Genomic DNA, 19,931 nt, shown 5'->3' on the forward strand with positions numbered 1-19,931 from the left:
GCCATTCGCATTATCGGGGAACGCGGCCGTTCCTGCAGCCCCGTCCCTGCCCGCGCCGGCAAGCGGGAGGCGAACCTCCCCCGACGCCCTAGTTGTTTAGTCCCGCGCCTCGCCGACCCGGTCGGCGTGGCGCGCCAGGCCGGATAGCGCCAGTACGACGAGGTTGAGCAACGACACCGCGGTATAGACGACCGAGAGCGAGGTGTATTCGGCGATGAAACCGATCACCGACGGGGCAAACAGGATCCCCGAATAGCCAAGCGTGGTGACGACCGAAAGGCCGATCCCGGGTGCAAGGCCGGGTATGTTGCCGCCCGCCGAAAAGGCGATCGGCACCATGTTGGAAATCCCGATGCCGGCGATGCCGAAGCCGATCAGCGCGATTGTCACGTTCGGCGCCTGGCCGGCGATGACCAAGCCGATGAAGGACGCCACCGTGCAGAGCCGGAGCGTCGTCACAGCGCCGAGCCGATCGCGCACCAGATCGCCGGCAAAGCGCATCGCCGCCATGGCCAGCGAAAACGCGGCGAAGGCAAAGCCCGACAGGGCCGTCGAGGCGGACAATTCGTTTCCGAGATAGAGAGCGCCCCAGTCGAGGATCGCCCCTTCCGGGATCATGGAGAACAGCGCGACAAGACCGATCAGCCAAGGCAAGGGCGAAAGCGGCAGTTTTGCCCGTTCACGCCGTTCGGAGGGATGCGGCCGGTCGACGAGGACCATTGGTCGGGCGATGGCAAGTAGGGCCAGCGCGACGCCGGCCACCAGAAAGGCGTGGCCAAGAGCACCGAGCGCTGCAATCAGCAGGCCGCCGGTTGCCGCCCCAACGAGCCCGCCGAGGCTCCAGAAGGCATGGCAGGACGACATGATCGAGCGCCGCATCGAACGCTCGACCTCCACCGCATTGGCATTCATCGCGACGTCCATGGCGCCGCCCAGGCCGCCAAACAGGAAGATCGCCACGGCCCCTGCCCAGACGGAATCGACCAGGGTGATGCCAATGATGGTCGGAATGAACAGCAGCGCCGCGACCTGAACCACGCGGCTCGAACCGAAGCGGGCGATCTGCATGCCGGCAATCGGCATGAGCAGAAGGGAACCAATGCCGAAGACAAACAGCATGATCCCCAGATGCGCTTCACTGAGCGACAGAGCCTTGGCAAAGACCGGGATCTTCGGCGCCCAGGCTCCCATCATCAGGCCGTTGATAAAGAACAGTATCGACACGGCTGCCCGCGTCCGGGTGAAATAGGCGCCGCGCACTTGCGCGCCCGCATCATTGGTCGTCTCCGCCATCGTCCTCTCCTCGGAATTTTGCGGCACTCTATTTAAATCGATTGAAACGGCAACGGCAAAAGCGACGCGGGAATTTCACATTTTGTTTCCCGCCGAAATGGCAGGCGCTGCCCGGCGAAAGTGCAAAAGGATGCAATTGACAGCAGGTGGCGAAAGGGAAACATGGCGTCCGTTCTTCTCCTCTGGCTGCTTCGATCCGCAATGCCGGCCCCCGTCAATGATCCTGCCTCCATGGTGCATGCGTGAAAACAACCGTCGGCTTAGGCATCCTGCTGACCAGCTTGTCCTATTTCCTCTTCACGCTGCATGACGGCATCATCAAGCTGCTGGTCGAGACGACCGCCGTCTGGCAGATTCTTTTTTTCCGCAGCGTCGTCATCCTGGCCGGATGCCTGATGTTCGGCGGCCCCTCGCTGGTCAACGAAGCGGTGAGGTCGCCGGTGGTCAAGCCGATGATGATCCGCAGCCTGCTTCTGCTCGGCGCATGGCTTTGCTACTACAATGCGGCCCGCGAGATGCAGCTTGCCGAGCTGACGACCCTGTATTATGCGGCGCCGGTGGTCGCGACGCTGCTCGCCGTGCCGATCCTCAAGGAGCGCGTGACCCTGCCGCGCTGGACGGCGGTCGTCGTCGGCTTCATCGGCGTGCTGATCGCCACCAATCCGATGGGCATGACCTTGCGGCCCCCGGTCTTTCTCGCCCTGCTCGCCGCCTTCCTCTGGGCCTTCTCGACGGTGCTCCTGCGCCGCACCGCCATGGGCGCCCGCACCCTGGTACAGATGAGCGTGACCAACATGTTCTTTCTCGTTCTCACGGGTACGATGCTGTTCCAGGTCTGGCATACGCCGAGCATGACGGAACTCGGCCTGTCGCTGGCGACCGGCATTATCGGCGGCGTGGCTCAGGTCGCCTTCTTCGAAGGCATGCGCAGGGCGCCGATCTCGGTGCTTGCGCCGTTCGAATACACCTCCCTCGTCTGGGCGTTTGCGCTCGGCTATGCGATCTGGCGCGATATCCCCACACTCAATGTGTTTTTCGGCGCGGCGCTGATCTGCAGCGCAGGCTTGATCATCATCTTCAGCGAGCGAATGCTGTCACGCCGCTAGCCCAGCCCTGACGCAACGCTTGATCTGCCACGACCGACCCCCTCCAGGCCGGCGCAAATAATCCTTGCGACCGCGTCAACCATCGTATATACGAATATATGTAGATATATATCCATGGAGGTTCCTATGTCTCTCGATCGTGCCGTGCTGGCCTTTGCCGGCGTAATGGTTCTGCTTTCCGTCCTCCTGACGGCTTTCGTCCATCCCTATTTCGTCTGGTTCACCGTCTTCATCGGCGCTAACATGCTACAGTCAGCCTTTACCGGCTTCTGCCCCGCCGCGATGATCTTCAAGAAGCTTGGCTTGCGTCCCGGCTGCGCGTTCTGAGCACCCCTGTTCGAAGGAAATCCCCATGAAAGCCAAGGCGCTCGTGCGTTCCGCCATTCTCGGCCTGTCGCTCCTGTCGACGGGCTCGCTTGCTGCCGAGACGCTCCGTCTCGATCCGGTGAAGATTCCCGAGTGGAAGGCGGTCTATGGCCGCGTCGAGGCGCGCGACAGCGTTGCAGCGCGCGCGCGCATCGGCGGCACGGTCGTCGAACTCAAGGTGACGGAAGGCGACGACGTCAAGGCCGGCGACGTCATCGCCGTGGTCAAGGATGACAAGATCGACTTCCAGATCGCCGCGATCGAGGCCCAGTTGCTCGGCCTGCGGGCGTCGATGGAAAACGCCCAGTCGGAACTGACGCGCGGCGAGGAGCTGATCAAGCGCGGCGTAACCACAGCCCAGCGGCTGGATGCACTCCGTACCCAGGTCGATGTGGTCCGCAACCAGATCGCCGCCGCCGAAGCCCAGCGCTCGGTCGTCGTCGAACAGGGCAAGGAAGGCGCGGTTCTGGCGCCGGCGAACGGCAGGGTTCTGACCGTCCCGGTCACCAAGGACGCGGTCATCATGGCCGGTGAGCCTGTCGCAACGATCGGTGGCGGCGGCTTCTTCCTTCGCCTGGCGATCCCGGAGCGCCACGCAGACCTGTTGCAGCAGGGTGCATCGATCGAGATCGACGGTGGCAACGGCGCAGGTCACCAGAGCACCGGGCGTCTCGCCAAGATCTATCCGGAAATCGACAATGGCCGCGTGATCGCCGATGTCGAGGTCGAAGACCTGCCGACCGCCTTCGTCAACAAGCGCCTGCTGGTGCGCGTGCCCGTCGGCGAGCGCGATGCGCTGCTGCTGCCCGTCAACGCCCTCACCAACCGCTTCGGCGTCGATTATGTCACGGTCAAATCAGGCGACGGCACGGCGGAACGGGCCGTCGTCACCGCCAAGCCGATCCTGCACGACGGCAAGGAGATGACCGAAATCCTGACCGGCCTTGCCGCCGGCGAAGAGGTCCTGCTGCCATGAAGCTTCCCAGTCTCGGAATTGCAGGTGGTCTGACCAAGGGTTTCATCACCTCGCCGCTCACGCCGCTCTTCCTCATTACCGCCTTCGCGCTCGGCCTCCTCGCGCTCTTGACCCTGCCGCGCGAAGAAGAGCCGCAGATTTCCGTGCCGATGGTCGACATCATCGTGCGTGCCGACGGCCTGAAGGCCGAGGATGCGGTCAAGCTCGTCACCGAACCGCTGGAAACCATCGTCAAGGGCATCAACGACGTCGAGCACGTCTATAGCACGAGCTATGACGACCAGGTCGTCGTCACGGCCCGCTTCATCGTCGGCACCTCCGGCGATTCCGCGGTTCTGCGCGTCCACGACAAGATCCGCGCCAACTTGAGTTCGATCCCGGTCGGCATTCCCGAACCGCTTGTGGTCGGTCGCACGATCGATGACGTGGCAATCGTGTCCCTGACACTCACCCCGTCCGCCGAGAAGGGCGCAGGCGTCGATGCCACCGCGCTCACCCGCATCGCCCGCGAATTGCGGGTCGAGATGGCGAAGATCGACGACGTGGGCCTGAGCTATCTCGTCGGCGAGACCGGCGACGCGATCCGTATCGCCCCCCAGTCGGAGAAGCTCGCGCTCTACGGCATGACGCTGCAGCAGCTCTCTGCCAAGGTCACGGCTGCCAATCGCTCCTTCTCGACGGGCCTGGTGCGCAACGACGGCAAGCAGATAGAGCTCGTCGCCGGTGAAACGCTGTCGACCCCGACCGAAATCGGCAACCTGCTGCTGACCACCCGCGACAATCGCCCGGTCTATGTCCGCGACGTCGCCGATGTCTCCTTCGTTACCGACACGGTGGAAGCCCGCGCCTCGACGGTCACTCGCGGCGAAACCGGTGAGCTCACCCGCGTGCCCGCCGTCACCCTGGCGCTTGCCAAGCGCGCCGGCGCCAATGCCGTACTCGTCTCCGAAGAGATCCTGACCCGCGTCGAGGAATTGAAGGGCAACCTGATCCCCGACAGCATGGACGTCGAGGTGACGCGCAACTACGGCGAAACCGCCAACGAGAAGGCGAACGAGCTGCTCTTCCACCTCGGCCTGGCAACGCTGTCGATCATCGCCCTGGTTTGGGTGGCCATCGGCCGCCGCGAGGCCATGGTCGTCGCCATCGTCATACCGATGACGATCCTGCTGACGCTGTTTGCCGCCAACCTCATGGGCTACACGCTGAACCGCGTCTCGCTGTTCGCGCTGATCTTCTCCATCGGCATTCTCGTCGACGACGCAATCGTCGTCATTGAGAACATCGCCCGCCACTGGGGCTTCAACGACGGCAAGGACCGCCGCGAAGCGGCGATCGACGCGGTTGCCGAAGTCGGCAACCCAACCATCGTCGCGACACTGACCGTCGTCGCAGCCCTGCTGCCGATGATGTTCGTCTCTGGCATGATGGGCCCCTATATGAGCCCGATCCCGGCCAATGCCTCGGCCGCGATGATCTTCTCCTTCTTCGTCGCCGTGGTCGTCACGCCCTGGCTGATGCTGAAGATCGCCGGCAAGGCCACGCTTCATCATGACGACGCTCATGCGACTGGTGGCATTCTTGGCGCAGGTTACGCGCGCGTCGCCGGCCCCATCCTGGCCACCAAGAAGAACAGCTGGATCTTCCTGCTGCTGGTCGGCGTCGCCACGCTTGGCTCGCTGGCGCTGTTCTACACCAAGGACGTCACCGTCAAGCTGCTGCCGTTCGACAACAAGTCGGAGCTGCAGGTGACGATCGACCTGCCCGAAGGTTCGTCCGTCGAGGCCACCGATGCGGTTGCACAGGCGGTTGCCAAGGTGACGCTCGACACGCCGGAAGTCTTAAGCGTCCAGACCCATGCGGCAACCGCGGCCCCCTTCAACTTCAACGGCCTGGTTCGGCACGCCTACATGCGCTCGAAACCCGACATGGGCGACGTGCAGATCAACCTGACGCCGAAGTCCGAGCGTGACCGCTCGAGCCACGAGATCGCGCTTGATCTGCGCCAAAGACTGCTCTCCGAGGTAAAGGTTCCGGAAGGCACGTCGCTGAAGGTCGTCGAACCCCCGCCGGGTCCGCCGGTCATGGCGACGCTGCTCGCCGAAATCTACGGCCCGGACGCCGACACCCGTCGCGCCACCGCGGAAAAGGTCAAGGCCGCCTTCAAGTCGGTCCCCTTCATCGTCGATGTCGACGATAGCTACGGCCAGCCGGCCAGCCGTCTTCGCGCCACGATCTCGGGCGACGACCTAGACTTCTTCGGCGTCTCCGAGAGCGATGTGTTCGACACCTTGTCGATCCTCAACGGCTCGACCACGCTTGGTTACTCCCATCGTGGCGATGGCCGCGCGCCGATCCCGATCGTCATCAGCCGGCCCAAGGGCGCCAAGGTCTTCGACGAGACGTTCCTGTCGACGCCGATCCCCGCCAACCTTCTGCCGGGCTCACGCTCGGTGGTTGAACTCGGCGACGTCATCCGCGTCAATGAGGAACAGGCCTCGTTCCCGATCTTCCGCCACAACGGCCGCTATGCCGAAATGGTGACGGCCGAGCTTGCCGGCGACTATGAAGCTCCCCTCTACGGCATGCTCGCCGTGCAGGACGCCCTGGACGACCAGGACTGGACCGGCCTGACGAAACCGGAAATCGCCCTTCATGGCCAGCCGATGGATCAGAGCAAGTCCGTGCTTCTGTGGGATGGCGAATGGGAAGTGACCTGGGTCACCTTCCGCGACATGGGCGCCGCCTTCATGGTCGCCCTGCTCGGCATCTATATCCTGGTCGTTGCCCAGTTCGGCTCGTTCAAGGTGCCGCTCGTCATCCTGACGCCGATCCCGCTGACCTTCATCGGCATTCTCGGTGGTCACTGGCTGTTCGATGCTCCGTTCACCGCGACCTCGATGATCGGCTTCATCGCGCTGGCCGGCATCATCGTGCGCAATTCGATCCTGCTGGTGGACTTCATCCGCCACGCGAAGACGCCGGATCGCGATCTGACCGACGTGCTGATCGAGGCTGGCTCGATCCGCTTCAAGCCGATCCTGCTCACCGCCGTTGCAGCGATGATCGGCGCGGCGGTGATCCTCACCGACCCGATCTTCCAGGGTCTGGCGATCTCGCTGCTGTTCGGGCTTGCCTCATCGACGCTCCTGACAGTCCTCGTTATCCCGGCGATCTACCGGGTGCTCAGAACCTGAACCGGCGGACACGTCAAAAACAGCAAAGGCCCGGGAAACAGATCGTTTCCCGGGCCTTTCTCGTTCAAGCTCTTACTGCAAGCGGCTCGATTTAAGCCCGGTCGCGGATGTTGTAGTAGACCAGAGTTGCCATGCCCCAGGCGAACAGGCCGCCGAGGAAGACCAGAAGCGCATTGAGAAGGCGGTTTGGATACTGGGCCATCTGCGAAAGCGTGGGCTGGATGAAGACCGCCAGGTAACGCTGCTTGCCGGTCGCATCCATGCGAGCCTTTTCCAGCGAGGCGAGCGCCGCCGCATAGGCGCGTTCGCCGAACTCGCGCTCCAGCTCCAGCTTTTCATAAAGCTGCAATCGGCCGGACACATCGGAACCGCTGAGGTCCTGGGTCGTCCGCGCGGTCTTGGTTCCGGCCGTGCCGCTGCCCAGCCGCTGCTTCTCGGCCTCGATACGCGATTCCAATGCCGAGATCTGTGTCTTGATGACGCGGATCCGGGGCGTGTCTTCCGCCATCTGGGAGCGCGCGACCTCGAGATCGGCATTCAGCTTGGCCAGTTCCTGCTCCATGCCAGCAACCAGTTGGACCGCCAGCTTGGCGCCTTCGACAGGGTCGACGTCCTGGGAGATATCGCGGAACTCGCGCAGCGCCATGCGGGCATCCGTCAGGCGTTTTTCGGCGATGACGATTTCCTCGCGCGCGAGCCGAAGGGTTTCGTCATGCGCCGTGTCCGACAGCTCGTTGATCAGCTGTTCCGATTTCGCCAGAATGAAATTCGCGATCTCCTGGGCCTGCTTCGGATCGAATGCCTTGACCTGGAGTTGAAGAATCCCGGAGGTATGGTCGAAATTGATCGTGACCATCTGTCTCCAGTAATTCACCTTGTCCTCAATCGGCTCCCCGGCCGCAAGAGCGAAGTAGTAGTCACCGCCGCGCGGCGCATACACGCTGTCGAGATCGAACTTGGCGTTGACATCCTCCAGCATCCGCTCGCTCAGCAGGTAGTCGATCAGGATGTAGGAATCGGCGACGGTGCTGGTCGCCGTCGTCTGAGTGAAGACGCCGAGAATGTCGGAAGCGCCGACGGACGAACTGATGCTTCTGACGGCAAACGACGCAGAACTGTGGTACTGATCCTGCGCCACGAAAGCGAGATAAAGCGAAGCCAGCGTGCTGGGAATAGCCACCAGTGCGATGAACCCGGCAATCATGATCAGATGCCGGATCTTCAGGAGAGGCGAGAGCTTCTTCTTCTTCCGGATTTCCCTCGCCGTTTTCTTGCTCTCATCGAGCAAGCCTTCCAGAATCCGAACGTTCGGATGCTGCTTCACTTTGGCGGGTGCGTCATCCAGCCTGGGCGGCGTAGCCTTCGAACCCGCCGCGTTGTCGGGATTTGCCATATCGTCAGCTATCCTTCATGTTCTTGTCGTGGCTGCTGATCGCAGCCTCGACATCATCAAAATAGGTCAGTTTGCCTTTTTCCAGCACGATGCCGCAGTCGCAATACTCTCGAATCGTGGCAGTGCTGTGGGATACCATGATCACATCGGAATCCGACAGGCGGGTCTGGAATACCTCGTGGCACTTTTTCTTGAAGTTGGCGTCGCCAACCGCAGTGATTTCATCGACCAGATAGTAGTCGAAGTTGACGCCCATGCTCAAGCCGAATGCCAGGCGCGCCTTCATGCCGGAGGAGTAGGTCGAGACCGGCGATCGAAAGAATGCGCCGAGTTCGGCAAAACCGGCGACGTAATCGATCAGTTCTTCGGAATCGACACCATAAATGCGCGCCACGAAACGCACATTCTGCTCTCCGGTGAGATTCGGCTGGAAACTCCCCTGGAATCCCAGCGGCCAGGAGATATGACCCTCTCGTACGATGCGGCCGCTGTCCAGTTTGATGGTCCCGGCAAAGAGACGCAGCAGGGTGGACTTGCCCGCGCCGTTGCGGCCAAGCAGGCCGATGCTGCGACCACGCTTCAGGACGAGCGATACGCTGTCGAGGATCGGCTTCTTCGTGCCGCGGGCATACACAAATTTGGAAGCTTGCTCTAGCCGGATCATTCGTTGCGCAACGTTCTGGTGGAGAAGGTGAACAGCAGCATGCCGCACATCAGGGCGGTCAAAGCGAAGCCATACAGGTAGTCCATATTCAAAACCGTGGCCCGATATTGAGGATAGAACCCCTCTCGGAACAGCATAATGATATGGACGATCGGATTGTACAGGATGAATTCCCTGAACGGATGAGGAAGCGCATCTGGCAGGAAGACGACGCCAGACAGCAGGAAGAGCGGCTTATTGACGATATGGAATATCTTCTCATAGAGCGGGTAGCGCAGAAACAAAACCGTGTTGGAAAGGCTTACGCCAAAAGCGAGAAGACTTGCGAGCATCACGGCCTCGAGAATGGGTCCCCAGTTCAGGATGAGCGGCGAGCGAAGTTCAAGGGTGATCGCGGCGAGAACCAACGCCGCGACGAATATGTTCGTGGCGATTTGCAGAAAGAAGCGCGCGACCAGCGTGTCGATCGGCGCGACATTGGGGTATCCGAGAAGCGCCCTGTTGGCCTTCAGCGCGTCGTTCAGGTAGCCGGCAGTCGCGTGATAAAACTGAAATCCGAGATAGCCAGTGGCAAAGAAGAGCGAGAAATTGTCTCCCAGCGGCGGCACGTGCGCGATGGCCTGGAAGATGACCGTCAGCAATAGGACGTGGGCGGCCGGATCGAGCAAAGCCCAGATGTAGCCACCCGGCTTGTTGCCGAAGCGGGTCGACATTTCACGGATCAGGAGTGCCGAGACAATGCGCGTGTGCGTCAGAAAATACATATCTCTCAGTCTGCCCTCGCCAACGCCTTATGTCCTTGTAGCAGCATGTCTGCGTCGCGCGTTGTTAGCATGAATTATATTTTTATGGCAAAAAGAGGTTGACGGTTGTCCAAATGCCCGTTGTTCCCCTATGTGGAGCAGATCGAAATCCTGCCAAGGCCACATTTCTGGTATTTGTGCGCATCAACTACCGAACTGCCCACGAAGGCAACGCAATGGCATTTCCCAGTCAGGATGGGAATTGACGGTGCACAATCGCTTGTCTAATGCCTATCCTAGGTGCGGATCCCCGTGGAGAAGTGCCGAGGTTGTCGTGCCGCAAACCAATGAAACTCTGCGATAGAAGTATATGACAGTAGAAGTAATCGGGCGTGCATGCGCCGCACCTGGGGCTAAATCGCCTGAAGCGCTGTTCGAGATGATGCGTGCGGGAATCTGCGCCGTCACCAACATTCCGAGCGAGCGCTGGGATCGTGCGCGGTTCTGGCATCCGGAAATGGGCGTGCCGGGCAAATACTATACCGATGCCGCAGGCGTGCTCGAGGACATCCATGCGTTTGACCCAGCGCTGTTCGGCATTTCCCGGCGCGAAGCGACCTTCATGGATCCACAGCAGCGCCTTCTCCTGGAACTGACCTGGCGGGCTCTCGAAGACGCCAATCTTCCGATCGCCAGCCTGCAGGACGAGCGGGTCGCCGTCTATGTCGGCGCGTCGAGTCTCGATCACGCCAATCTCTCGGTCGAGGATCCCGCCGCGCCCGGTCCTTACTTCATGACCGGCAATACGCTTTCGATCGTCTCCAACCGCATTTCCCACGTCTTCGGTCTCAAGGGGCCGAGCCTGACGGTCGATACCGCCTGTTCGTCCTCGCTGGTCGCCCTCGACCATGCCGTGCGCGCCATCAATTCCGGACTGGTCGATACCGCGATCGTCGGCGGCGTCAACATGCTCGTCCATCCTCTGCCCTTCGTCGGCTTCGCCCAGGCCCGCATGCTGTCGCCCGACGGGCTCTGCAAGGCCTACGACAATGACGGCATCGGCTATGTGCGCGCCGAAGGCGGCGCCGTGCTCGTTCTCCGCTCCTCCGAACGCGTCGCCCGCGAAGGTGACCGCAGTCGCGCGACGATCGTCGCATCGGGCATCAACGCCGCCGGCCGAACCAACGGCATTTCCCTGCCGTCGCGCGAGGCGCAGGCGGAACTGCTGATGTCGATCTATTCCGACGGCATCGATCCCCGCGATGTCGCCTTCGTCGAAGGGCATGGCACAGGCACCAAGGTGGGCGACCCGGCCGAGGTCTGGTCGCTTGGCCAGGTGATCGGCATGCGCCGGGAAGAGCCGGTATGGATCGGCTCGATCAAGACCAATATCGGCCACACCGAACCGGCCTCCGGCTTGCTCGGCGTGATCAAGGCGATGCTCGCATTGGAACACGACTATCTGCCGGCGTCGCTGCATTTCGACACGCCGAACGAGGACATCGATTTCCAGGGCCTCAACGTTCGCGTCGCCGACAAGCCCGTAGTGCTTGAGAAGAGCGACCGGCCGCGGCTTGCCGGCATCAATTCCTTCGGTTTCGGCGGCGCCAATGCGCACGTCGTGATCGCCGATCCGCAGGTTGCCGTCACGACCGACGTGCCGACGCCGGCTGCGGATGGTTCGCCGCGACTTCTGATGGTCAGCGCGCACACCGCCGACAGCCTCAAGGGTCTTCTCGTCGCCTATCGCGATCGCCTCGCTTCGGCCGGAAGCGAAGAGGAGGCCGCCGCCGTCGTCACCGCTGCAAGCGCCAACCGTTCGGCGCTGCGCCATCGTTTCGTCGTCACGGCGGAACGCGCCCAGGCCATCGAAGCGATCGACGCGCATCTGGCTGGCACCGAATCTCTCGCCGAGACCGGCGAAGCACTGTCGCGCGACCCGAAGGTCGCACTGGTGTTTTCCGGCAACGGCGCACAATGGGCCGGCATGGGCCTCGAAGCGCTCAGACACAATGCCTCGTTCCGCCACGCCTTCGAGCGGATTTCCGAACTCTTCTCGCGTCAGTCTCCCATCGATCTCAAGGCATCGCTGAGCGATCCCGAACTGGAGAGCAAGCTCAGCGACACGAAGCTTGCACAGCCGCTTCTGTTCGCCATCCAGGCAGCCTTGACGGACGCCATGGTGGAGATGGGCCTTCGCCCGACCGCGAGCTTCGGCCATTCGGTCGGCGAAGTGGCCGCCGCCTATGCGGCCGGTGCGCTGTCGCTCGAGGATGCGGTAACCGTCATCGCCAAGCGTTCGCTGCATCAGGACGTGCTGGCCGGCGAGGGAACCATGGCCGCCGTCAAGCTCGGCGAGCAGGCCGCCGTGGAGCTGATCCGTTCGCTCGACCTGGAAGACCTCGAAGTCGCGGCGATCAACGCGCCGAATTCGGTGACGATCTCCGGCTCCTACGACAATATCAAGCTGCTGCGCGAGCGCGCCCGCAAGCGCAAGGTCGCGGTCCAGCCGCTCGACATCAACTATCCCTTCCATCACCCGTTGATCGACCGGTCGCGGGATGCCTTCCTGGCTGACATGCCGCCGATCGCACCGCGTCGCGGCGACACAGTGTTCATCTCGACCGTCACCGGCACCGCGATCACCGGCGAGGCCCTGACGCCGGAATACTGGTGGCGCAATGTCCGCCAGCCGGTGAAATTCCAGCAGGCCGCCGAAGAGGCGATGGCGCTCGGCTGCAACGTCTTCATCGAGGTCACGCCGCGCGCCATCCTCGGCGGCTACCTTTCCGATATTGCCAAGCAGCGTTCGGCTTCGATCAATTTTGTCGGCACGCTGTCGCGCGACGATGGCCATCTGGACAGCGACCCGATCCTGCAGGCCATGGCACGCGCCATCGCCTGTGGCGCGGCCGTCGACCGGGCCAAGGTGTTCGGCAAGCGCAATGCCTTCGTTTCCCTGCCGGAACTGCCCTTCGAGAAGATCGACCTGCAGCCGGATCGCACCAGCGACCGCGCCGACATCTACGGCCGTGACAGCGAGATCGGCTACACGCTCGTCGGCTGGCGCATCGACCCCAACGGCGCCACCTGGAAGAACCATATCGACGCCCATCTCTTCCCGGACTTGGCCGAGCACGTCGTCGACGGACGCTCGATCCTGCCGGGCAGCGGCTTCATCGAGATCGCCGTCTCGGCCGCCAGCCAGTTGTACGGCCAGTCGCGCGTCGAGATCACCAATCTCGAAATTGTTCGCCCGCTCGAACTCAGCGAAAACCGCCTGATCGAGCTTTCGACCCTGATCTCGCCCGAGACCGGCGATCTCGAGATCCGTTCGCGCGAGCGGCTGAGTGAAGACGACTGGACGATCCATGCGGTCGCCCGCGTGCGCAAGCTGACGGCTTCCGAGGTGCGCCCCGTCCCGGCCTTGCCGCAAATCGACGTGACCGCCGAGATCGATGCGAAGAAGGCCTATGGCATCGCCGCCAATTTCGGCCTCGACTACGGACCGCACTTCCAGCTGATGCAGCAGACCGTCTGTCGCGGCGATCGGTTGATCGAGGTGTCGCTTGCCGAACCCGCGACGCCGGCGCACCCGATGCTGCGTTACAATCTCAACCCGGTATCCGTGGACGCCGTCTTCCATGGCCTGGTTGCCCTGTTCGACCGGTTCAGCGGCGACCATCGTGGAGCGCCCTACATTCCCGTGCGCTTCGGCCAGATCCGCATCGACCGCACCGGTGCTACGATCCGCCGGGCGGTGATCGAGATCGACCGGCTGAGCCCGACTTCGATCAAGGCGAAGTTCCATCTGTTCGATGCCGATGGTGAGCGGGTCGCGTCCTTCGAGGACTGCCGCTTCCGTCGCACCTATCTGAAGCAGCGCAAGACGCTGGGCGCGCTTTCCTTCCACTACGAGGCGCTGTCGTCGTCGGTGGCGGGACGTGCCTTGCCGGCGGCCGCGGCCGCTGTCTCCGCGGATTCCTGCTTCGCGCATCTGCCGGAAACCGGCCTCGACAACGAGACGCTGCTGTTCAATGCCGCGATCATGCGGGCCCTGCACGACATGGCGAGCTCGCTTGCGGGCGGCAAGGAGAGCCTCACCTCCGCCGATCTTCCCGACGACCCGGCCCTGCGGCCGTTCCTGTTCAATGGCCTGCACTTGCTGGCTGATGCAGGGTTCATCGACCAGCAGGACGGACAGTGGATCATCGATCCGGAATGTCCCCTGCCGCCGGTCGCCGAGATCCTCGGCGAACTCTACAAGGAATGCTCGGATCGTGCCGTCGAAGCGGTGCTGATCAACGACGTCTATCGCGAAGTTCTCGATCGTCTGGCCGAGCACAGGATCGGGGCGGACACCAATGATGATGTCTCCCCGAAGCGCGACCATTTCCTCAGCGAGGCAACGCTCGAGCATCAGGAAATCCACTCCGTTGCAGCCCGGTCGCGAATAACGATCCTGCTTGACGGCCTGCGCGCCTGGCTTGGCAAGCGGCCATCCAAGGCAAGCCTGCGGATCCTCGAGCTTGGCAGCACCTCGGTGGGCCTGAGCCGCGGGCTCGCGGAAATTGCCGCCGACCATGGCGCGCGGCTGGTGATCTACGAACCGGATGGCGCCCTTCGCCATCGCCTGGAACTCGCCTTCGAAGATCAGCCTCACGTCAGCATCTTTTCGCGCGAGGAACTGTCGGCCATCGCATCGGCTGATGTCGTGCTCAGTGCCAGCAGCCAGTTCCGTAGCCTGATCGAAACGGACTTCGCCTCGGAAAAGACCGCTGGCGTCCTCGCCGGGGCTCAGGCGCTGCTGGCCGCCGTCGAGGCTCCGGCACTGTTCCACGACTTCGTCTCGGGTCTCTCCGAAGGCTGGTTTGCCCGCAGCCAGACCGCGGAATTCCCGATCGGTGCGCTGGCGACCGTCAGCGATTGGCGCGCGATCCTGTCGAACATCGGCTTTGCCGAGGCAGATGTGGTCCTGCGCGAGATGACCGGCGGGCCGGTCATCACCATCGAAACGAAGGCCGCAACCTCCGCTGCTTCCGAAATCTCGGATGCGACCGCCGCGACCCAGAACCCGGTTCTGCTCGTCCACGACGGACGCATTGCCACGCATGCCCTGTCTGCCGCAGCCGAAGGTCAGGGCTTCCCGTCCTTCGAGATCTTTGCCGCAAGCGGCGATCTTGCCGCCGACAAGAAGGCCTTCCTCGAACGCTTCGAAGGCCATGCCGAAGGCCCGCTGGACGTGGTTCATCTCTCCCCCGCCGTCGACCCGGCGGCGGACGGATCCGCCGTGCTGCAGGACAATGTGCTGATCCTCAGCGCCTTTGCCCTGGCACTGGCCGACTATCGTGGATCGCTCGCAAAGGAACCGGCGCCCATCCGGCTTCTGGTGTCAGCACCCGGCGGCGCGCCGGTGGCCGATCGACCGGCCGCCGACCCGGTCAATTCCGGTCTGTGGACCTTCCTGCGCGTCCTGCGCAACGAGTTCGACTTCCTCGACGTGCAGAGCATCGATAGCGGCGCGGCACGTCGTGATCTCGCCCACCTGCTCGCCGACATGGCAACCATCTGCGTGCCGGGCGTCGTCAACCGCGAATGGTGCGTCGACCTCGATGGCAGGAGCGTGCTCGAGATGCGCGCCGTTCCGGGCGCCATGCCGGAAACGAACGCTTTCACGGCCAATTTCGATGCCGCCGTCATCCGCCAGCAGACGCCGTCGCAGGTGTCGAGCATCCGCTGGGAAAGCTGCGATGTGCCGGCCATCGGCCCGGACGAGGTTCTCGTGCAGGTCGCGGCCACGGGCCTCAACTTCCGCGACGTCATGTGGGCCATGGGCCTCCTGCCGGAAGAAGCGCTAGAGGATGGCTTCGCGGGCGCCTCGATCGGCATGGAGTTCTCCGGCCGCGTCGTCGCTCTCGGCAAGAATGTCGACGACCTCGCCGTCGGCGATCCCGTAATGGCGATCGCTGCCGCTGCCTTCGCCACCCACGTGGCGGTGGATCGTGCCGGCGTGGCCAAGCTGCCGGCCGGCGTCGATCCGGTCGCTGCCGCCTCGATCCCGGTCGTCTTCCTGACCGCCTATTATGCGATCATCGAGCTTGCCCGTGCACGCCCGGGCGAAACCATCCTGATCCATGGCGCGGCCGGCGGTGTCGGCCTTGCCGCGCTGCAGGTCGCCAAGCATGCCGGTCTGAAAGTCATCGCCACCGCCGGCACGCAGGAAAAGCGTCGCTTCGTCGAAATGCTCGGCGCCGACCATATCTTCGATTCCCGTTCGCTGAGTTTCGTCAACGACGTGCTGTCGGTGACCGGCGGCGAGGGTGTCGACCTCGTGCTCAACTCGCTGTTCGGCGAGGCGATGGAACAGAGCCTGTCGCTCGTGAAGCCGTTCGGCCGTTTCCTTGAACTCGGCAAGCGCGACTACTACGCCGACAGCAAGATCGGCCTTCGTCCGTTCCGCCGCAATGTCAGCTATTTCGGCATCGACGCCGACCAGTTGCTGGTACTCCATCCAGAGCTTTCGCGACGGATGCTGAGCGAGATCGGGGCGCTGTTCGAGGAGGGCGTGTTCTCGCCGCTTCCGTATCGCGCCTTCGATCACGACGAGATCGGCGATGCCTTCCGGCTCATGCAGAATGCCGGCCATATCGGCAAGATCGTCGTCCTGCCGCCCAAGGCCGGCGTGGATCGGGTCGCGTCGCGGGCACAGCGCAAGATGGTGGTCGACCCGCAGGGCGTTCATCTCGTGGTCGGCGGTATCGGCGGCTTCGGTCTCGTGGCGGCCGGCTGGCTGGTCGAGAAGGGCGCGCGCCATGTGGCGCTCTGCTCGCGTCGCGGCGTCGCCGATACGGAAACCGCTACGGCAATCGAACGCTGGCGTGCGGCCGGCGTCGAGGCGCATCTGTTTGCCTGCGACGTGACGAAAGAAGCCGACGTCAAGAAGATGCTTGCGGCGATCCGCAAGGTCGGTCCGCTGAAGAGCGTCGTCCATGCTGCCATGGTGCTGGATGATGCGCTGATCGGCAATCTCAACCGCGAGCGCAATCAGCCGGTCATTGACGTCAAGGCCAAGGGCGCGGCGATCCTCGATCGCCTGACGCGCGCCGACAAGCTGGACAACTTCATCCTGTTCTCGTCGGTGACGACGCTCGTCGGCAATCCCGGCCAGGCCAATTACGTGGCGGCGAACGGCTTCCTCGAAGGACTGGCGCGGGCACGGCGCAGTGCCGGGCTGCCGGGTCTCGCCGTCGGTTTCGGCGCCATCGCCGATGCCGGCTATCTCGCCCGCAACACCGAGGTCGGCCAGAGGCTTGACCGCCGGCTCGGCAAGACGGCGATCGGCTCACGCGAAGCGCTGCAATGCGTCGAAGACTACATTGCGTCCGCGCCCGACAGCGTAGAGGCCGCAGTGGTGATGGTTTCCGAATTCGACTGGGGTGCAGCCCATCACCTGCGGGTGGTCGGCGAGGACCTGTTCCAGGTCGTCATGCGCCGGGCTGCGCACAATGCCGCCGGATCCGAGGGCGGGGACATCGACCTTGCCGCGATGATCGAGGGCAAGGCGCAGGTCGAGGCGCAGGACATCCTGTTCGACGTGGTCGCGCAGGAGATCGCCAATATCCTCAGAGTGTCACGCGAAAGCATCTCCAAGGATAGCGTTCTGAAGGAAATCGGGCTCGACAGCCTCATGGCCGTTGAACTCGGTTTGAATTTCGAACAGAATACCGGCTTCGACATGCCGCTTAGCAGCCTGGCAGACAATGCCACGGTTGGGGACATCACGCGGCGTCTCTACGAGAAGGTGAGATCGCGGAGCGATACGGACGAAGCGGCGGCCGAAGGGTCGGACGATCTGCGGATCCTCGACGAGTTGAGCCGGCGCCACGGTGGAGCCGATCAGGAAGGTAACTCCGATCAGCCGGAGTGAGTGCCTTGGAGTTCTGAAATGGATGAGAGCAAGCGGCAGTTCATTCTGAACCGCATGAAGGGACTGCAGAAGGACGTCGAGGACGGGCGCCGCATCCGCACGGAACAGGCGGCCGCCCAGGCTCCGGTGCGCAAGCAGCCGGGCTTCGAGGAGCTTGCCGAATACAAGCAGGTGGTGATGCAGCAGCTCGCCGGCCGCCACCTTGGCATGGAAAACCCCTTCTATCGGGCCCATGAAGGCGCGAGCGGCGCAACGGCGCAAATCGGCGGCCGCAGCTTCGACAACTTCGCCTCCTATGACTATCTCGGCCTCAACCATCATCCCAAGGTTCTGGCCCGCGCCGGCGAGGCGTTGCAGACGTTCGGCGTCTCGGCGTCGGCAAGCCGCCTGGTTGCCGGCGAGCGCACCATCCATACCGTTCTCGAAGAGAAGATCGCCGACGTCTACGACGCTCAGGCCGCGGTCTGTTTCGTCAGCGGCTACCTGACCAATGTCGCGGCGATCAGCTCGCTGGTCGGACCGAAGGATCTGGTGATCCACGACGAGTTCATTCACAACAGCGCGCTGGCCGGCATCAGGCTCTCCGGCGCGACCCGCCGCTTCTTCAAGCACAATGACGCTGCCGATCTCGATCGCGTTCTGAAAACGCTGGCCGGCGACTACGAGCGGATCCTGGTGATCGTCGAGGGCGTCTACTCGATGGACGGCGATATCGCCGATCTGCCGGCCCTGATCCGCCTCAAGGAGCAATACGGCTTCTGGCTGATGGTCGACGAGGCGCATTCGCTCGGCGTGCTCGGAGAAACGGGCCGGGGCGTGTTCGAACATTTCGGCATCGCCGCCGGCGAGGTCGACATCTGGATGGGCACCCTGTCCAAGACCAGCTGCAGCTGCGGCGGCTATATCGCCGGCAGCGAGGCGCTGATCACCCTGCTGAAGGCCCAGGCCGGCGGCTTCGTCTACAGCGTCGGCCTTGCCCCGGCGCTGGCGGCCGCGGCGATCGCCAGCCTGGAAATCCTCAAGGCCGAGCCGGAGCGCACGCATCAGCTGCGCCGCAACAGCCACCTGTTCCTCGAACTGGCACGCGAGCGCGGCCTCGATACCGGGCTGAGCCAGGGCTATTCCGTCGTGCCGGTGCTGGTGGCCGATTCGCTGCGCGCCGTGCAGCTGTCGAACGAGTTGCATGCCGATGGCATCAACGTCCTGCCGATCATCCATCCGGCGGTGCCGGAAGGTCTTGCACGGCTGCGGTTCTTCATCACCAGCGCCCATAGCGAAGAGCAGATCACCCGCGCGGTCGACCGCACAGCGACCATTCTCGGCCGCCTGAAGCAGGAAAACTTCGGTCTGGCCTCGTTCGACGCCGGCCAGTTGATGGCCCTGTTCGCCAAGTCCTGAACGGGGGGCTTTGCCACGCCAGCCCCTTCCCCGCAAAACGGCCCGGTGAACTCGGTCCGAGGTGCTCATGGTCCATGTCGTCATCACGGGAGGTTCGAGCGGGATTGGCCAGGCCGTCGCGCGCGTCTATCTCAAGCGAAACGCCCGCGTGACGCTGATCGGGCGCAGTCTGGAGCGGCTGGAAGCGGCGAAGGACCTGCTGACGGACGAGACCGGCCGGTCCGCCGATGACATCGGCATCGTCAGCCTCGATGTCGCCGACGATGCCGCGGTTTTGGACGCGATCGGGGCGATCGAGGCAAGTTCCGGCCCTTGCGATATTCTTGTGACCTCGGCTGGCATGGTATCGCCAGCATCGTTCGAGACACAATCGGGGGCCGAATTCCGACGGCATATCGACACCAACCTGCATGGCACCGTGCATATGATCTCCGCCGTCTATGCCGGAATGAAGGCGCGCAGGCGGGGCCAGATCATGGTCGTCTCGTCAGGCGCGGGGCTCATCGGCCTTCACGGTTATACCGCCTACTGCGCCTCGAAATCGGCTCTCGTTGGTTTCGTCGAGGCGCTGCGTCTCGAAGCACGCCCGCACGGGATCGCCGTTTCGATCTGTTTCCCGCCCGACACCGATACCCCTCAGCTTGCCGAAGAGCTGAAACTCCGACCGCCGGAAGCGGTGGCGATGATGGGCACGGCGGGCCTGTGGAGCGCCGAGGCCGTCGCCCGCGGCATCGTGCGGGGCCTTGATCGCGGCCGCTCGGAGATCTTCTTCACCCCCAGCCTCTATCTGCTGGCGCGTTTCGGCGGCCTCGCCAAGCCGTGGATCTACCGCTGGTTCCAACGCGGCCTGCCGCGTTGACGCGCTCTG

11 protein-coding genes are annotated in these 19,931 nt (G+C 63.4%); 7 read left to right on the forward strand and 4 right to left on the reverse strand.

What is annotated here, in order from left to right; all coding sequences use genetic code 11:
- Positions 1 to 96 precede the first annotated feature (96 nt).
- The gene (locus L867_RS0112465) at positions 97 to 1,293 is read right to left on the reverse strand and encodes an MFS transporter (RefSeq protein WP_051438951.1); all 1,197 of its coding nucleotides are present in this window, start codon (positions 1,291 to 1,293) and stop codon (positions 97 to 99) included.
- 242 nt (positions 1,294 to 1,535) lie between these two features.
- Between L867_RS0112465 and L867_RS0112470 the strand changes: the two genes are divergently transcribed.
- The 4 genes from L867_RS0112470 to L867_RS0112485 all read left to right on the forward strand — a co-directional run bounded on the left by L867_RS0112470 (position 1,536) and on the right by L867_RS0112485 (position 6,938).
- Positions 1,536 to 2,399, forward strand: coding sequence for a DMT family transporter (locus L867_RS0112470; RefSeq protein ID WP_028737203.1), 864 nt, complete (start codon positions 1,536 to 1,538; stop codon positions 2,397 to 2,399).
- A gap of 126 nt (positions 2,400 to 2,525) precedes the next feature.
- Positions 2,526 to 2,726: a YgaP family membrane protein gene (locus tag L867_RS0112475; protein WP_028737204.1), complete on the forward strand. Its 201-nt coding sequence runs from the start codon at positions 2,526 to 2,528 to the stop codon at positions 2,724 to 2,726.
- 25 nt (positions 2,727 to 2,751) lie between these two features.
- Complete coding sequence (locus L867_RS0112480) at positions 2,752 to 3,741, forward strand: efflux RND transporter periplasmic adaptor subunit (protein WP_028737205.1); 990 nt, start codon at positions 2,752 to 2,754, stop codon at positions 3,739 to 3,741.
- Positions 3,738 to 6,938, forward strand: coding sequence for an efflux RND transporter permease subunit (locus L867_RS0112485; protein ID WP_028737206.1), 3,201 nt, complete (start codon positions 3,738 to 3,740; stop codon positions 6,936 to 6,938). Before L867_RS0112480 ends, L867_RS0112485 begins: the two co-directional genes overlap by 4 nt.
- A gap of 91 nt (positions 6,939 to 7,029) precedes the next feature.
- Here the strand turns inward: L867_RS0112485 and L867_RS0112490 are convergent, their stop codons facing one another.
- The 3 genes from L867_RS0112490 to L867_RS0112500 are packed head-to-tail and all read right to left on the reverse strand — an operon-like array spanning position 7,030 to position 9,759.
- Positions 7,030 to 8,331, reverse strand: a complete 1,302-nt coding sequence (locus L867_RS0112490) for an RkpR, polysaccharide export protein (RefSeq protein ID WP_028737207.1) — start codon at positions 8,329 to 8,331, stop codon at positions 7,030 to 7,032.
- 4 nt (positions 8,332 to 8,335) lie between these two features.
- Positions 8,336 to 8,995 (reverse strand): ABC transporter ATP-binding protein, encoded by a 660-nt coding sequence (locus tag L867_RS0112495; RefSeq protein WP_028737208.1) that lies wholly within the window; start codon positions 8,993 to 8,995, stop codon positions 8,336 to 8,338.
- Complete coding sequence (locus L867_RS0112500; RefSeq protein ID WP_037173270.1) at positions 8,992 to 9,759, reverse strand: ABC transporter permease; 768 nt, start codon at positions 9,757 to 9,759, stop codon at positions 8,992 to 8,994. Before L867_RS0112500 ends, L867_RS0112495 begins: the two co-directional genes overlap by 4 nt.
- Positions 9,760 to 10,108: 349 nt before the next feature.
- Here L867_RS0112500 and L867_RS0112505 point away from each other — a divergent pair, with 349 nt between their 5' ends.
- The 3 genes from L867_RS0112505 (at position 10,109) to L867_RS0112515 (ending at position 19,922) form a co-directional block, all read left to right on the forward strand.
- Positions 10,109 to 17,665, forward strand: coding sequence for a type I polyketide synthase (locus tag L867_RS0112505; RefSeq protein WP_028737210.1), 7,557 nt, complete (start codon positions 10,109 to 10,111; stop codon positions 17,663 to 17,665).
- A gap of 18 nt (positions 17,666 to 17,683) precedes the next feature.
- The gene (locus L867_RS0112510) at positions 17,684 to 19,063 is read left to right on the forward strand and encodes an aminotransferase class I/II-fold pyridoxal phosphate-dependent enzyme (RefSeq protein ID WP_051438952.1); all 1,380 of its coding nucleotides are present in this window, start codon (positions 17,684 to 17,686) and stop codon (positions 19,061 to 19,063) included.
- A 67-nt stretch (positions 19,064 to 19,130) separates the two neighbouring features.
- Positions 19,131 to 19,922: an SDR family oxidoreductase gene (locus L867_RS0112515; protein ID WP_028737212.1), complete on the forward strand. Its 792-nt coding sequence runs from the start codon at positions 19,131 to 19,133 to the stop codon at positions 19,920 to 19,922.
- Positions 19,923 to 19,931 lie beyond the last annotated feature (9 nt).

Origin of the sequence: Paenirhizobium selenitireducens ATCC BAA-1503, assembly GCF_000518785.1 — a bacterium.
Lineage (GTDB): Bacteria > Pseudomonadota > Alphaproteobacteria > Rhizobiales > Rhizobiaceae > Allorhizobium > Allorhizobium selenitireducens.

Bases quoted from the DNA above. Each gene is read 5' to 3' on its own strand.
- L867_RS0112465 (WP_051438951.1), bottom strand. From the start codon at position 1,293: ATGGCGGAGACGACCAATGATGCGGGCGCGCAAGTGCGCGGCGCCTAT.
- L867_RS0112475 (WP_028737204.1), top strand. From the start codon at position 2,526: ATGTCTCTCGATCGTGCCGTGCTGGCCTTTGCCGGCGTAATGGTTCTG.
- L867_RS0112480 (WP_028737205.1), top strand. From the start codon at position 2,752: ATGAAAGCCAAGGCGCTCGTGCGTTCCGCCATTCTCGGCCTGTCGCTC.
- L867_RS0112485 (WP_028737206.1), top strand. From the start codon at position 3,738: ATGAAGCTTCCCAGTCTCGGAATTGCAGGTGGTCTGACCAAGGGTTTC.
- L867_RS0112490 (WP_028737207.1), bottom strand. From the start codon at position 8,331: ATGGCAAATCCCGACAACGCGGCGGGTTCGAAGGCTACGCCGCCCAGG.
- L867_RS0112495 (WP_028737208.1), bottom strand. From the start codon at position 8,995: ATGATCCGGCTAGAGCAAGCTTCCAAATTTGTGTATGCCCGCGGCACG.
- L867_RS0112500 (WP_037173270.1), bottom strand. From the start codon at position 9,759: ATGTATTTTCTGACGCACACGCGCATTGTCTCGGCACTCCTGATCCGT.
- L867_RS0112505 (WP_028737210.1), top strand. From the start codon at position 10,109: ATGACAGTAGAAGTAATCGGGCGTGCATGCGCCGCACCTGGGGCTAAA.
- L867_RS0112510 (WP_051438952.1), top strand. From the start codon at position 17,684: ATGGATGAGAGCAAGCGGCAGTTCATTCTGAACCGCATGAAGGGACTG.
- L867_RS0112515 (WP_028737212.1), top strand. From the start codon at position 19,131: ATGGTCCATGTCGTCATCACGGGAGGTTCGAGCGGGATTGGCCAGGCC.